The 14,417-nt window shown below is 42.6% G+C and carries 13 protein-coding genes; 5 read left to right on the top strand and 8 right to left on the bottom strand.

Annotated features, from left to right (window positions below; translation table 11 throughout):
• Positions 1-105: 105 nt before the first annotated feature.
• The 3 genes from D1367_RS06670 to tnpA form a co-directional block, all read right to left on the bottom strand.
• Positions 106-597 carry a DUF1499 domain-containing protein gene (locus D1367_RS06670; RefSeq protein ID WP_118164927.1) on the bottom strand — a complete coding sequence of 164 codons (492 nt, stop codon included), beginning with the start codon at positions 595-597 and terminating at the stop codon, positions 106-108.
• A gap of 263 nt (positions 598-860) precedes the next feature.
• The gene (locus D1367_RS06665) at positions 861-1,616 is read right to left on the bottom strand and encodes a DUF2252 family protein (RefSeq protein WP_244944986.1); all 756 of its coding nucleotides are present in this window, start codon (positions 1,614-1,616) and stop codon (positions 861-863) included.
• A gap of 120 nt (positions 1,617-1,736) precedes the next feature.
• Positions 1,737-2,144, bottom strand: a complete 408-nt coding sequence (tnpA, locus tag D1367_RS06660; RefSeq protein ID WP_118164924.1) for an IS200/IS605 family transposase — start codon at positions 2,142-2,144, stop codon at positions 1,737-1,739.
• A 107-nt stretch (positions 2,145-2,251) separates the two neighbouring features.
• Here tnpA and D1367_RS06655 point away from each other — a divergent pair, with 107 nt between their 5' ends.
• The gene (locus D1367_RS06655) at positions 2,252-3,583 is read left to right on the top strand and encodes an RNA-guided endonuclease InsQ/TnpB family protein (protein ID WP_118164919.1); all 1,332 of its coding nucleotides are present in this window, start codon (positions 2,252-2,254) and stop codon (positions 3,581-3,583) included.
• Here the strand turns inward: D1367_RS06655 and D1367_RS06650 are convergent.
• Complete coding sequence (locus D1367_RS06650; RefSeq protein ID WP_228674613.1) at positions 3,566-4,180, bottom strand: DUF2252 family protein; 615 nt, start codon at positions 4,178-4,180, stop codon at positions 3,566-3,568. The genes D1367_RS06655 and D1367_RS06650 overlap by 18 nt on opposite strands.
• A gap of 173 nt (positions 4,181-4,353) precedes the next feature.
• Here D1367_RS06650 and D1367_RS06645 point away from each other — a divergent pair, with 173 nt between their 5' ends.
• The gene (locus D1367_RS06645; protein WP_118164915.1) at positions 4,354-5,034 is read left to right on the top strand and encodes a RibD family protein; all 681 of its coding nucleotides are present in this window, start codon (positions 4,354-4,356) and stop codon (positions 5,032-5,034) included.
• A 358-nt stretch (positions 5,035-5,392) separates the two neighbouring features.
• On the opposite strand, the gene psbA is transcribed toward D1367_RS06645, so the two are convergent.
• From psbA to D1367_RS06625, 4 genes are all read right to left on the bottom strand, one after another.
• The gene (gene psbA, locus D1367_RS06640; RefSeq protein WP_118164911.1) at positions 5,393-6,475 is read right to left on the bottom strand and encodes a photosystem II q(b) protein; all 1,083 of its coding nucleotides are present in this window, start codon (positions 6,473-6,475) and stop codon (positions 5,393-5,395) included.
• 526 nt (positions 6,476-7,001) lie between these two features.
• Complete coding sequence (locus D1367_RS06635; protein ID WP_118164908.1) at positions 7,002-7,679, bottom strand: DUF2834 domain-containing protein; 678 nt, start codon at positions 7,677-7,679, stop codon at positions 7,002-7,004.
• 73 nt (positions 7,680-7,752) lie between these two features.
• Positions 7,753-8,862: a heat-inducible transcriptional repressor HrcA gene (hrcA, locus tag D1367_RS06630; protein ID WP_118164904.1), complete on the bottom strand. Its 1,110-nt coding sequence runs from the start codon at positions 8,860-8,862 to the stop codon at positions 7,753-7,755.
• A 434-nt stretch (positions 8,863-9,296) separates the two neighbouring features.
• The gene (locus tag D1367_RS06625) at positions 9,297-9,629 is read right to left on the bottom strand and encodes a rhodanese-like domain-containing protein (RefSeq protein WP_118164901.1); all 333 of its coding nucleotides are present in this window, start codon (positions 9,627-9,629) and stop codon (positions 9,297-9,299) included.
• Between the two features lie 156 nt (positions 9,630-9,785).
• Between D1367_RS06625 and D1367_RS06620 the strand changes: the two genes are divergently transcribed.
• The 3 genes from D1367_RS06620 (at position 9,786) to D1367_RS06610 (ending at position 14,331) form a co-directional block, all read left to right on the top strand.
• On the top strand, positions 9,786-11,447 hold the full coding sequence (locus tag D1367_RS06620; RefSeq protein ID WP_118164898.1) for a DUF3352 domain-containing protein: 1,662 nt from the start codon (positions 9,786-9,788) through the stop codon (positions 11,445-11,447).
• A 302-nt stretch (positions 11,448-11,749) separates the two neighbouring features.
• Positions 11,750-13,969, top strand: a complete 2,220-nt coding sequence (locus D1367_RS06615) for an Hsp70 family protein (protein ID WP_118164895.1) — start codon at positions 11,750-11,752, stop codon at positions 13,967-13,969.
• Positions 13,966-14,331, top strand: a complete 366-nt coding sequence (locus D1367_RS06610) for a hypothetical protein (protein WP_244944985.1) — start codon at positions 13,966-13,968, stop codon at positions 14,329-14,331. Before D1367_RS06615 ends, D1367_RS06610 begins: the two co-directional genes overlap by 4 nt.
• Positions 14,332-14,417: the final 86 nt, after the last annotated feature.

Raw genomic sequence — 14,417 nt, 5'->3', positions numbered from 1 at the left:
TTTAATATTCTGTGCATCTTCATACAGAATTGGTATTAGGGGGTTAGGTTTTTCATGCCCTTACGAAAGATGTGGGTTTTAAACATCTTGCTACTCAAGCCAAAATCAAATATTTAGATCGCGCAGAGCCAGACGAATTTGCTCCAAACGCCTGCGATTAACACCAAGATCCGACTCTCCCACGCGAGCGGCCGATCGCACATGAATTACTGACTCATTAGGAGGGAAATAAAACTCTACATCATCAATAAATTTGAAGATGCGGCTTTTAGAAAGAGCGTGGATGTAATTATCTGTCTGTTCTATAACTTCTGTGCGTGGAACAACGGTGAGAGCTTTGAGTAAGGTTTTTCGTGCTGCATCGCGATCTATATGATAAGCAATTGGGTCAATGGCATGTTTGGGATCACCATCTTGACTAACAACACAGTTGTCTGAAGCTGGACAAGAACTAAGATGACCATTATCAACTCCCAAACCAGAAGAGGCAGCCCAAGTGGCGGCAGGAAGTATTAAACTATTAATCAAAGTTAGCAATATTACCAAAGCGAGACTCCGCAGGAGTCGCTGCGCCAAAGCTGTTAGTAGACGAAACATTATAAATTCGCTCCTCAAGGTTTGAATAGCAGACAATCTCTAAATACTGAATCGGTGTTCTAGTGGTCTGTCTCATTAAATATCATGACTAAACTCATTCTTAGTTTTTCTTCCTTTGCGTTCTTCTCTGACGAGACGCTGCGCGTAGCTTGCTTCCCCGGAGGGGTATGCGTCTTCTCTGCGAGACGCTTTGCGAATGCGGTTCGTTTCTCAACCCCTTCAAAATTAAAGTCTTTTGAATGAGTGACTTTTGCCTTGCGCTACTAGTAGAGTATCACCCCTTGGTTATAAGCATTTACAAAACTCGTGTAGTCATACTCAACTTGAGTTGCATAGTCTACCGCAAAGTTAACAATTTCGTCTTTGAATACAGCCTTGTTACCACTGACAATATCAGTCACTTCTTTATCAACGCTTACGGGAATAATCGCAGCATCATAGTCTTTATCAGAGATTGCATGGTTCTTGGCAACCACCTTCCCCGCATATCCCATCGCATCCATGAATTTTGACTTAGTAGTTAGCAATGTATAGTCAAAGTCCACTTGGTAGGGTGATTTTTCATGTACCATAAAGGGGATGCTATTAACCGTAGTGTAGCCAACCAAAGGATCAGTATTAGAGAGCATTGCTTTAGTAGCGATTGCCACTCTGGCCCCTTCTTGATTGCCGTAAACTGAAGTTGGTAGCAAACCTGGAACTGCGATCGCAACTGCGCTACTGCCTTCCTGCTTCATCTGCAAAATGCGATCGTCGTCGGTTACTGAACTTGGCCCCTCAATCAGCAAGTAATATCGGTACTTACCAAGACTACCAGTGCCTGAACCTAATTTTAGCCGAATGTCTTTAAGAGCATAATAACTATTGTTGTAGCGTTTAATGCTAGGAATTGAGGCAATGTAACTGCTCATAGCCCCAGCAATGTCTGAATAGGTGCTGCTGGATACAGGCTGAAGTTCTGAGGTAGTCTGGAATACTCGATTGTTAGTGTTATTTAACTGCGTGTACTTACTTAGCAACCTAGAACGGTTCTTGTCTGATGCCTTTTGAACGCATCGCGGCAGTCCCTACCCTCAACTCTTAGTAGGGTAGGGATCAGAGCGGGTTATTGGAACGAAGTGGAAATAACCAATCCATATTTATTCGATTGGCGCATCTTGATCTTTAATGTATTGTTTTAATTTGTCGATTGGTGCGCCTCCACTTGACGCAACATAATAAGAGCTAGACCAAAACAGGGGTTTCCAGTAAAACTTGTCAATATGTTCTTTAAATTCTTTGCGAATAACCCTACTACTAGCAGACTTTAAACTAGAAGTGAAATCAGAAATATTGTTATCTGGATGGTAGTCTACCAACAAATGAACGTGGTCTTGTTCACCTGAGAATTCTATCAAAATACAATTAGTTTTAATGCAAATATTTGCAAAAATCTCATGCATCCTTTCAAGGATTGGTGCAGTAATTACCTGTTTGCGATATTTGGTAATAAAAACAAAGTGCAAGTGAATAGAGAAAACAGCATGTGACCCTTTGCGAGGAAGCATTTGACAAGTAACCGTGTCTGATGTATTCTGACTAATATACCAGATTTCGGAGGTTTACCCTGAGCGTAGTCGAAGGGAAACAAAAACATACTGTGGCAACAAGACGAATGACCTTTCGTTTATACCCAAATGAAAAAACTGAATTAACATTGCGGTATCACCGAAAGCTCCACAAGGACTTGTACAATGCCGCAGTAAACAACAGATTTAACCAGTACAAAATCTATAATCACAAAGTTGATTATTTTGAGCAGCAAAACTGTTTACCTGCGTTTAAAGAAGTTTGGTTAGAATATAAAGAGCTTCCAAGTCATGCACTACAAGCAACTTTAAAACGTGTTGATTACGCCTTTGAACGTTGGTTTAAGGGATTGGGTAAACGACCTAGATTTAAATCAATTCGGCATTATTCGGGATGGACTTATCCAGATTGTGCAGGTTTTAAGCTAGAGTCAGACGGAGAGAATGGGTATTTGGGTCTGTCTAAGATTGGGCGTATTCAAATGCGTGGACAGGCTAAATATTGGGGCAAACCAACTACTTGCACCATTCTTTATCGTAATGGTAAATGGTACGCCTCAATTACTGTCAATGTATTAGACCAAGCTCTCAAACCAGAGATTCTACCCTGTGGTGCTATTGGTATTGACTTTGGATGTAAATCTGCTTTATCAATTACTGATGGTGAAAATCACCAACAAATTGATGCTCCCAAGTTTTTGAGGAATGCAGAACATCTAATCAAAAAAGCATCTAAGGATAAAAGACGTAAACGTGCGCCGAATAGAAAGAAAAAAATAAAAGCTTCTAGACGGTTTAAAAAAGCTCAATTAAAGGTTAGTAAACTTAACCGCAAAGTTGCTAACCAACGCCAAAATTGGGTACACCAAGTTGCCACACAAATAACACGCAGTAATAGCATGGTGGCAACTGAAACTCTAGTTGTCAAAAACATGACTAGTAAACCTAAAAAAGGCTCTTCGCATAAACAAAAGGCTGGACTAAATAAGTCTATCCTTGATGTTGGATTTGGAATGCTACGCAACGCCATCAAATATAAAGTAGAACAAATTGGTGGTGTATTTATCGAGGTTCCAACCCGCCTTGTAAAGCCTTCTCAAACCTGCCCTAAATGTGGACACCAGCACAAGAAAACACTCGATATCCGAGTACATGAGTGCGGTGTTTGTAGTTATCGTCAGGATAGAGATATTGCTGCTGCCCAGGTTATGCTTTATTGGAGTAAAGGGAATCTGCCGGGGTCAGGAACTGTCCTCGCAGACGCAGAGTCGTCTAGCTCTACTTCATCCACCAAGGCGCGAAAGCAAGCTGGAAGTATGAGGCAACTAGGGGCGAAGAAGCGTCAGAAATCTCAAAGCAACTTTGCTAAAAACAAGCTAGAGGATGCAGAAACCTCTAGCTCAAGCGAAGCTAGCTAGAGGTAGTTCATTCAAATCTTTGACCACACCATTCGTATTGCCAGATTCCAAACGGTATGAAAGTTCGTCGTTGGTTCCCTTAAAGTCACTCATCTTGTTCAAATAAGCATCCAAAAAATTACGGACAATATCTTGAGCGTCACTTGAGTTAAGATTGTTCTCTCTAGCTGCCAACAGAATGGACACTGCCATCCGTCGCAAATCCCAAATGTAGGGGCCAAGATAGGCTTCATCAAAATCGGTGGTGTCAAAAACGTTGTTGTCGTTGCTATCTCTCATCCCTCCAAGATTTTGCAGATGCATATCTCCCTCTAACCAGATAGCTGAGGTTGAAGAATTCACAAATCCTGAACTTGGCAAGGTCTGTATATCACGATAAAAAATGTGAGCTGTTCCTCGATAAAAGGCGAAAGGGCTAGCTGTCATCTTTTGCATTTTTGTTGCCAGTTCTTGAGGCAATTGAGAAGCAAAGGGATGATTGTATTGATAAATTTCATTCTCGACCCAAGTTGAACGGGGAGTTGCAGCTTGAGTTGGAGATGCAAACCCTAAAATTAAAATTAAGACAAATACGATTGCAGATATCCGTTTGGGCATGATAGTCGCTTAGGTTTAAAAAAATTGACTCTTGTGTAGAGACAATTATTCAACAAAAATTCTTTTACCACCTTGAGGTATAGCTTAGAAAGTAAATTAAAGCACAATGCAACAACTATTTATGGCAAAGAATTCAAAAAGGTAAAATTATAAAGAACCGTCAGAATGTAATCATGTCAGCTATTCAAACAACTGTGGTTCTTGCGATGACGGCCGATGGAAAAATTAGCGCCGTAGATCCTAAAGCGCCTCGTGATTCCGATCCAGTTGATCAAGCACACCTAGAGTATCAAGGCTCCCTTGCCGATTTAATCCTGGTAGGAGCAGGGACGATTCGGGCTGAGGGGGGAACCTTTACAATTAGCAATCCCGAACTGTTGGCAGCACGCGAAGTTCGGGGTCAGTCTCCCCAGCCCATTACCTGCGTTGTCTCAGGTTCCCTTGACCTATCGCTGGACTTGCATTTTTTAAGCCAGGACATTGAGCGATGGATATTTACAACACGGACTGGTTTAGAGCGCAATTCTGATGTGACAAGCTTGCAAAAGCTGGCTGAATTAATCGATTTGGGAGAGACAGATATAGACTGGGATCGGGCCTACAGCTTGATGGCAGAGCGGGGTATTCACAAAGTCGTTGTTTTGGGAGGCGGCTCTTTAACAGCTGCTCTAGTAAAGGCAGGGCGAATTGACGATTGGTGGTTGACAATTTGGCCAGTCATTTATGGAGGAAAGGATGCCCCTACCCCAGTGGAGGGAGAGGGTTTTCTTCCCCAAGCTGCTCCTCATCTCCAACTCGTCGAAACTCGTCAGGTTGGAAGTCAGTTGTTTTTAAACTACCGCATACTCAACTAAGAATGCCCTGCCAGAATTAAGCGCTGTTAGGGGCTGACAAATAAAAAAATATCCAACTATTTATTGTGGGGTGGGCGCTCGTGTCGCCCACCCCACAAGATTGGATAATTTATTTCTTGGAAGTCCCTTATCATTTAATACGCTTGGGTTAAGCATTTTTTTGTTCTCTCTGTTCCCTCTGCGGTACCCTGCGGGAAGCCAGCCGTTCGCGTAGCGTCTTGTAGAGAAGCGTCTACGTTAAAAAATTTGACTTTGATAAAGAGTTTTAGCCTTAACCCAAGCGTATTGCCTTATCATTGATACTAAAAAGCGCCCTCCCTTTTGGGAGAGCGCTTTTTGATTTAGTTAGAGCTTAGAATTAACCGTTGATAGCAGGAGCGGTAAGAGCTACAGGAGCAACATCACCAGCAGCCAAATCTAAGGGGAAGTTATGAGCATTGCGCTCGTGCATTACTTCCATACCCAGGTTAGCCCGGTTGATTACATCAGCCCAAGTGCTGATGACGCGACCGCTTGAATCAATGATTGATTGGTTGAAGTTGAAACCGTTCAAGTTGAACGCCATTGTGCTTACACCCAAGGCGGTGAACCAGATGCCGATTACAGGCCATGCTGCTAAGAAGAAGTGCAGTGAACGGCTGTTGTTGAATGAAGCGTATTGGAAGATTAGACGACCGAAGTAGCCGTGGGCTGCAACTATGTTGTAGGTTTCCTCTTCTTGACCGAATTTGTAACCGTAGTTTTGAGATTCGGTTTCAGTGGTTTCACGAACCAAAGAAGATGTAACCAATGAACCGTGCATCGCAGAGAACAAGCTTCCGCCGAATACACCTGCTACACCTAATTGGTGGAAGGGGTGCATCAAGATGTTGTGTTCTGCTTGGAACACGATCATGAAGTTGAAGGTTCCGCTTATTCCCAAGGGCATACCATCAGAGAATGATCCTTGTCCGATGGGGTATACGAGGAATACTGCACTTGCTGCTGCTACTGGAGCAGAATATGCGATCGCAATCCAAGGACGCATACCTAAGCGGTAGGATAGTTCCCATTCACGACCTAAGTAGCAGAATACGCCAATCAGGAAGTGGAATATTACCAATTGGTAAGGGCCACCGTTGTACAACCACTCATCAAGGGATGCTGCTTCCCAAATTGGGTAGAAGTGCAAGCCGATTGCGTTGGAGGAAGGTACTACTGCACCGGAGATGATGTTATTTCCGTAAATTAAGGAACCTGCAACAGGTTCACGGATGCCATCGATGTCTACTGGAGGTGCGGCGATGAAGGCGATTACGAAGCAAGCGGTAGCGGCTAAGAGGGTGGGGATCATTACTACGCCGAACCAACCGATGTAAATCCGGTTGTTGGTGCTGGTGATCCACTCGCAAAACCGATCCCATACGTTGGCGCTTTCGCGACGTTGTAAGGTTGTTGTCATTGTTTTATAAATGCGATTATTTGTGAATGAATTAGGTAGGTTTGACTACCTGTTACACATCTTAAAGAATTTATTGCGTTTTGTAAAGTACTTTGAGAAAAAATTTTCTCTTGGGATTTACGCACCCAAAGTGGAAAATCCCTAACTCACTGAAAAAAGGGAGGCTCTGCTAATACCATTTCACTTTAATAATGATACAAATACCCTGGTAGGGGCATGGCAATGCCCACTGGTGTCAACTTAAGCAAAAACTCTTTTAAAACCTCGTTTCCAGCCTCTTGCTGGAAATGCACATCATTGGGCTGCTGCCGCAAGTCTTGAGGCGGAGCCTCTAGGACGGCATTCCCAGTCGGAGACTGGGAACGAGATAATCTCTAAAAGCTGATTATAGACTGGCTTTCACCTTAAGTTGACACCAATGGGCATTGCGCCTTGCCCCTACGAGAAATCTATATGTATCAGGATTTTCGTGAATTGGTATAAATCCCCGACTGAAACTGTCTTTAATTACGAATTACAAATTGCTTTAATTTACAGCTGGCTGCTGACTGGGTATTGCCTCTACACCCACTTCTGGTAGAGGTGGACGCACACACAAATAAATCAATGGCCCGAATAGCGGTATCAACGCTATTAACCGGAATATCTGTGGATTTTTCCAAACGCGACGCGCCATATCATCCTCTAGCAAAGCTGGAAATAATAGAGAAAGTAGACAGAAATCTAAACTCATCACATTGATGAAGCGGTTAGTTTGCCACTGTTGCACAAAATTGCTCCAATCTCCTCCTCTTAAACCGTAGGCAATTAGAAGAATCGTGGCTACAGTTAACACAACCCCAGTCACACGAGAATCTAGCAGCTTCAGCAAGGCATTCTTTTCACCAACAAACTTATTATTTGGTTCTCTAAGGGCTAAATAGGGTAACAAAGCAAATGCCCCGACTCCAAAAGAGGCAGTAGCAAATAGCCAAGCAGGTATTTTTTGTCCTCTACCATCAATAAATACTACTGCGCTGTAGATGAGAGGCCAGATGCCCATGAGGTTGAATAGTGCTGTGATTAACGGGTTAACGCCTTGCCACTGGCCAGTAGAAAGGGTTTTAATTAACTCGAATGTACCAGGTTGCTCAGGAGGAGCTAGGAAAAAGGCATAGATAGTGAATCCCAGCCACAGCAGGCCAAAGGCAATTTTTCTAACCATGAAAGAGTTAAAAGGTATTAATTATTGATTTTGCCACTATAAATTAGGCTGATCTACCTGCTATGGTATTGTTCTAGGGATTGAAATAACTGAAAGCTTCGGAGAGGTAATCAGCAGCAGATGCTACTACTGCGATCGCACTTTCATAATCTAGACGCGTTGGCCCCAAAACTCCCACACTTCCTACTGGTATTGAACCTCGGCGATAGGTAGAAGAAATCAAGGTGCAGGTGCGTATCGGTTCTAGAAGATTTTCTGCGCCAATGCGAACCGTTACTTTTGACTTACCCACATCCTCAAGCTCTGGTTCCTCAAATATTAATCGCCATAGTTGGTCTTGTTCTTCTTCCAGCAGATGGATAATTGTTTGTACCTGCTGTAACTGGGAAAATTCTGGCTGGCGCAAAACTTCTGACACACCCCGAACCATAATTTGGGTTGCAGTCGGCGCATGAGTACGACGAGTCAATTCGGCTACTGAATTTTTCAAGAATTCCCCGTAGCGTTGGAATTCCTGATCTAGTTCGCTCCAGTTGAGGTTGGCTAATTCTAACAGACTTCGCCCCCGTAAGTGGGTATTCAAAAAGTTAGAAACAATTTGTAACTCGCGATCGATTACCTCTGAATCCCGTTGTGTTTCCTCTGGTATTGGTGACAAATCCATCAACTTGGAATGTGTCTCATAACTATCGGTAACAACAATTAACATGATCCGCCCCGCTTCGATTTGCACTAGTTGCAGATGTCGCAATAGTGCTGTGGTAGTTTGCGGCATAGTAATCAAGCTAATGCAACCACTTAAGGTTGCTAAAATTTGTGCGGCTCCTTGCAGTAGGGTTTCTAAACTCCAATCTTCCCACTGGAGGCGCTTTTGTAGTGCTACCTCTACTTCTCGTCCTAAACTTTCCGTTCGCGCAGCGTCTCGCAGAGACGGTGTAATTAGCTGGTCAACATAAATGCGATATCCTGAATCTGAAGGGACACGTCCAGCAGAGGCGTGTGGTTGGTAGAGTAAGCCGGATTTTTCTAAAACGCCCATCACATTACGAATTGTGGCTGAACTTACACCCAGGTTGTACTCATCGACCAAAGCTTTTGAACCAACAGGCTCTGCTGTAGCAATGTAGTGACGTACCGTTGCCCAAAGTATATGCTGTTGTCGATTTGTTAACTGGACTTCCATAGGGTATGTAATGCTTGGCGGCAAATTTTAATCAAAGTCTGGAAAAATTTCTGGATTTGATTGAAAACTAAGAATATTAATAATTTATTAAGATAACAAATTATACAATTATATTGCGATCGCTAATCTTAAGGTTCATCTAGACCATTCTTTTAATGGATCTTTGGAGCAAAAGCTGAGAGTTTGAATTTACAACATCTTTTTATAGCTTATTTTTGCATAATTCTACACTTATAAAAGTATTATTGTATACGTATTTTTGCGGCGATCGCAGCTAAGATTGGGGTCGAAAAATTTCGTAAATATCTAGCCAGTGGAGAAAGTTATAAGCTTTCCTGGCAAGCCCCTAAGTTTATTTACTGCTATTTTTAGCATAGCAAAAGCTAGATGGAAGTTATTTATTCTTCCATCTAAGTAATGCACCTAGACACAAGTTAGTACTGGGGAATTGAATGGTCTACTAAGACGGAATAAGCATCAATACCACCCGAAATATTTTGCACATTTGTAAAACCTTGAGCAATTAACCACTGGCACATCTGGGCAGAGCGGATACCGTGGTGGCATAGTACAAGGGTTTCAGCTTGGGGATTGAAGAGGCTAGGGACTTGATCTCCCCATTCGGCAAATTGGCTTAAGGGTAGGTTGACAAAGCCCTCAATGCTAGCAATTTCCAATTCTTGTGGTTCGCGTACATCTACTAGCTGAATACTTACATCACCAGAAGAAAGACGTTGTGCCAGTTCTTGTACACTAATCTGGTTCATGGGTTAACTAAAAGAATTCCCTATAAACAGTCCTAATCCTATTTATGGTGACAGAAAATCTCTGCCTTTGCATGAGTATCCATTCTCAAGAAGGCTGATAAATCCTGGTAAGCTTTCTGCTTAAATGGCTGTAAACCGTCTTTTTAAAGGTTAAATGTGAATAGACAACGCTCATTTATTGGTTTTATCGTAGCAGGTGCGATCGCACTGCTAGTAATTGCGATCGCTAGTTTTTACTGGTTTTTCGCCAAAAGTCCGGCTAACCTCATCGCTTCTACCTCTCAGCCTAATGCAGCCATATTCGTGTCGAAACTGTCCCCTGTAATGGTTTCATTGCTGACGAATCCTGATCGGTTGCAGGCGTTGGAGGGTGAAGGAGAACTATCTAAACTCAAAACCAGTTTATTCGCCAAAAGTGGCATAGATTACAAAGAAGACGTTCAACCCTGGTTAGGGGACGAAATTACCTTAGCTATCACCACCTTAGATATTGATCGCGATCTAGAAAACGGACAGCAGCCAGGGTATCTATTGGCACTAGCAACCAAGCAACCCCAGAAAAGCCGTGAGTTTGTTGAGTTGTTATTTTCCAAACGGGCGTTAGGTGGGGCAAACTTAGCTGTTGAACAATACAAAGGTGTAAAGCTAATTTCTGACAATTCTCAACCAGAGCAGGATTTGCTTGCTGGTGCGGTTGTCGGTGAAGGCTTTGTGTTGTTTGCCAACGATCCGAAAGTGTTGCGAGATGCCATCAATAATGTCCAAGCGCCCGATCTGAATTTGACTAGCTCCCCCGAATACCAAAAAGCAACAAAACAACTTCCCAAAGGGGGTTTAGCTGTAGCTTTCTTGAATCTTCCCATCGTGGCAAAATGGCAAGGTTTAGAATTGCCAGAACAAACCTACGACAGCGAAATTATTTCTCTGGCGTTGAATCCTAAAGGTTTGCTAGCAGAAACCAGCTTTTTAACTTCATCGGAAATTGTTTCTCCATCTGCACCACTATCTAAACCTGTAGGAGCATTGCAATATGTTCCAGCGTCGGCAGGTTTGGCAATTTCTGGCTCAAATTTAAGTAATTTGGGTAACAGTGATTTAGCTAAACTCTGGAGACAAGCCACAGCTACTATATATGGTTCTGAGGAAGATGTAGTTTCTCGGTTAGCAAAACCTTTGGTGGATGTTCAAAAAAGCTGGGGTATAAACTTACCAGAGGATATTTTTAGCTGGGTACAAGGAGAATATGCGATCGCATTGTTACCTGGGAAAGAGCAAACAACCCCTCATTGGATTTTTGCGGTGGAAAAATCCGAGAGTGTGGAAAAAGGTGTTGCTCGATTAGATGCGATCGCTTCATCAAATGGACTCAGTATTAATTCCCTAACTCTGTCCAAGCAAAAAATCTCTGCTTGGACAGAGTTAACTACGGCTACAAAAAAAAGCGATGTTAAAGAGGGAACATCTTTCAAGATTGAAACAAAAGTACGAGGATTGCATACAACTTTAGGAAATTACGAAATTTTCACCTCTGACTTAGAAACGATGGATGAAATTCTCACAACTAAGGATAATTCTTTAATTGACAATCCCAATTTCAAAGATAGTATTGCTGCGATTCACCAACCAAATCAAGGCTATATATATCTTGACTGGACAAAAAGCCAGAATTTGTTAGAGCGTCAAGTACCGATTCTCAAACTAGTGGAAGTTTTAGGGAAACCGTTTTTTGATAATCTGCGATCGCTCACAGTTAGCAGTTATGGAACTGATACGCGATCGCTCAAAGGTGGCGTTTTCTTCAAACTCAATAATTCGTGAGATTTTCATGGAGATAGGACTTAAATCGAACCACAGAGCCGCAGAGGGCACGGAGAAATGAGAGTTTGAGAGGTATTTTGCGTAAGTCCTGAGAGAGTCAAAGTGCAGAAAGTTAAAAATTATTTTGCCTTCTGCATTTTATTATCCCGTGATATTTACGTAGATTTTCTGTAGCATTTGCTATTTGTATTTGTAATCTTTGGATAGGTACTGGCTGCTGCCTTAGAAATTTAGGTTCGATGTGGCAGTGAGTCTCAAATACATCAGAAATAATTTACACAATACCCAGGTAGCGATCGGTAATGGGCAAAGCAATTGGCATTGATTTAGGGACGACTAATTCTGTCGCCGCTTTTAAGTTAGCAGAAGTGGAAGTGGTGACAGCTAACGATAACACTCCCCCAGATAGGAAACTGACGCGATCGGTTGTTGCTTGTGAGCAAAATAAATTTTTGGTAGGAGATCCAGCTTATAACCAACTCAGGGCTAATCCTGAAAACGTGGTTGTTTCCATCAAGCGCCTAATAGGTAGAGGTTTTGGCGATCCAGCCGTACAAAAACAAAAGTCGGAATTTGGTTACAAAATTGCTGAACCGAGTCAAGGAACAGACAACGGTATTGCAGTGTGGCTAGGAGGTAAAGAATATCAGCCAGAGGATATTTCTGCTGAAATTCTCAAAAAAGTTGTGCAAAATGCCCAAGCTTATCGCCAAGGAATTGGTAAAACAGGCGAAGTCATAGATCAAGCAGTAATTACCATTCCTGCTTACTTCAACGATAAACAACGCCATTCTACCCGCACAGCTGCACTCAAAGCTGGAATCACTCCCTTAGAACTGCTACCGGAACCCACAGCCGCGGCCATATCTTACGGCTTTTCTCCAACTGGGGAAGATTTTAAAACGATTTTAGTCTTTGATTTTGGTGGTGGTACTTTTGATGCTTCGGTGATTCAAGCAGCAGGAACTTCATTTATTGAATTGGGAAAAGCTGGAGATTTATGGCTGGGAGGCGATGACATTGATTCTCGGATTATCAAATTTGTTAAACAGCAATTTGCCCAGCAAGAAAGAATTACTGATATTGATGGCTTGATTGCCAAAATGCCCCACTATCAACGGGTGCGATTTAATGCCGATTTGAAGTTAGCAGTAGAACGCGCCAAAGTTGAACTAAGCACTGCTACAGTATCTTGCATTGCTCCTGCGACTCAATTATTAGATGAACTGGGTATTGCTATTCCCATTGAAGTAGAAATCACCCGCAAGCAATTTGAGGAACTAATTTCTGATTTGGTAGAGCGATCGATTCAAATTTGCCGCCAAGCAGTAAAAGATGCTGAATATCACTTAGAGATGGTAGATGTAGTGTTATTAGTTGGCGGTTCTTGCCAGATTCCTGTAGTCCAACGCAAAGTCAGAGAAGCTTTTGGAGCAGATAAAGTAGTGGTACATCCCCGTCCGATGTATGCGGTGGCGGAGGGTGCAGCAATTGTCGCGGCTGGATTAACAGAGAAAGTCACAACAGTCTCTCGTGATTATTTTATCAAGCTGGTGGATGGCAAAGAGAAAGTAATTCAGAGGGGTGATATCTTACCACTGACCGAATCCCACACTTTTACTTTTAAAACTGCTGCTGATGGACAACGGTTGATTCACTTTCAATTTTTCAGCCCCGATCAAGTAAGGCAAGATTTGGATGGAATATATGAAGATGACAGTATTGGGGATATTTGGTTGGGTTTAAATCAATCCTATCCACGCGGGACGGAAGTCTTAGTCAAGTTGGAGTTAGATGAAAAACATAGTGGGCTAAAAATGACTGCCACATTAAAAAGTGACCCTTCAGAGAGAGTGAGTTGCACCTTTTCGCGGGGACGTTCAGACGAGAAAATATATAAAGAATTAGAGGAAACGATCGCAGAACTCAATAACCAAAACCTAACTCCTCTCGGTGTGGAAGAAGCGCTGAAGTTAGCATTACCAGTGGTGGAGTCAACCAACAAAATTATCGATCCGGATACGGGAGAAGAACGCGGCTATTTACGCGATGACGCTATTGCAAACTTGAAAAAATTTCAGGTATCCATGTCTAAGGAACGCCTAGAAGCAGAGTGTCTTGTCAATGAATGCGATCGCGTAGTTAAACTTTGCGGCTCGATAATTCCCCAAGCACAGCAGGAACGATTGCAAAAGCTGAGTCAAGAATTGCAAGATGCCATCAACACCAATAACCTCTCTAAGATGGAGTCTAAGAGTGAAGATGCAAGACGAGAACTTGACAATCTACCTAATGAAGTCCATATCATTGAAGCTTCTCTTTTAGCAATCCGTCAAGCCCACGCGGTTGCACCGACTCAAGCAAATGCCATGTCTGACAAACTTTCTCGGATGCTTGCAGCTATGAAAAGTGATGAGCAACAAGAAGCCAATCGCTTGTGGAGTGAATTGCAACCAGATATCCAACGTTGGCTAAATCAGGAGTTACCCAGCAACAGCATTGTCACAGGACTAATGCGATGAAGATTAAGCTGAACTGTCCTGTGTGTGATTACCAAGAAATTGAAGGTGACACTTGTCCTAACTGTGATACCGATCTTTCTGTAATTCGGATGCTCAAAGAATTACCGCAGGTGCAAAACCCTCTGCGACAATTAAAAATTACCAAATGGCAACTAGGAGTTGCTTTACTGCTGCTCATTATCGGGATTGGGTTGGGTGTAATAGGCAGTTTTATCTTCCTGCAACCACAGTTACCACCTGTCTCTTCTCCCAATCAAGTTAATCATGCCCCTGTGACAGCTAAGGAACCCCCAAAACCAATTACCTATACTGTCAAATCGGGAGATCACATCAGCGCGAATCGCTCAACAATTTTGTGGTGAGGGAACCTCTTGGCAAGTAATGGTTAAAGCTAATCCCCGACTCAAAGGACGGGAGGACTATATAGATGTAGGGGAGGTGTTAAAAA

The sequence above is a fragment of the Nostoc sphaeroides genome, assembly GCF_003443655.1.
Lineage (GTDB): Bacteria > Cyanobacteriota > Cyanobacteriia > Cyanobacteriales > Nostocaceae > Nostoc > Nostoc sphaeroides.
Note: the sequence above shows the minus strand (reverse complement) of the source record. Positions and strands in the feature narration are given on the sequence as shown.

Excerpts from the sequence above, each read along its gene's own strand:
- D1367_RS06670 (WP_118164927.1), bottom strand. The coding sequence starts at position 597 with ATGTTTCGTCTACTAACAGCTTTGGCGCAGCGACTCCTGCGGAGTCTC.
- tnpA (WP_118164924.1), bottom strand. The coding sequence starts at position 2,144 with ATGCTTCCTCGCAAAGGGTCACATGCTGTTTTCTCTATTCACTTGCAC.
- D1367_RS06655 (WP_118164919.1), top strand. The coding sequence starts at position 2,252 with ATGACCTTTCGTTTATACCCAAATGAAAAAACTGAATTAACATTGCGG.
- D1367_RS06650 (WP_228674613.1), bottom strand. The coding sequence starts at position 4,180 with ATGCCCAAACGGATATCTGCAATCGTATTTGTCTTAATTTTAATTTTA.
- D1367_RS06645 (WP_118164915.1), top strand. The coding sequence starts at position 4,354 with ATGTCAGCTATTCAAACAACTGTGGTTCTTGCGATGACGGCCGATGGA.
- psbA (WP_118164911.1), bottom strand. The coding sequence starts at position 6,475 with ATGACAACAACCTTACAACGTCGCGAAAGCGCCAACGTATGGGATCGG.
- D1367_RS06635 (WP_118164908.1), bottom strand. The coding sequence starts at position 7,679 with ATGGTTAGAAAAATTGCCTTTGGCCTGCTGTGGCTGGGATTCACTATC.
- hrcA (WP_118164904.1), bottom strand. The coding sequence starts at position 8,862 with ATGGAAGTCCAGTTAACAAATCGACAACAGCATATACTTTGGGCAACG.
- D1367_RS06625 (WP_118164901.1), bottom strand. The coding sequence starts at position 9,629 with ATGAACCAGATTAGTGTACAAGAACTGGCACAACGTCTTTCTTCTGGT.
- D1367_RS06615 (WP_118164895.1), top strand. The coding sequence starts at position 11,750 with ATGGGCAAAGCAATTGGCATTGATTTAGGGACGACTAATTCTGTCGCC.
- D1367_RS06610 (WP_244944985.1), top strand. The coding sequence starts at position 13,966 with ATGAAGATTAAGCTGAACTGTCCTGTGTGTGATTACCAAGAAATTGAA.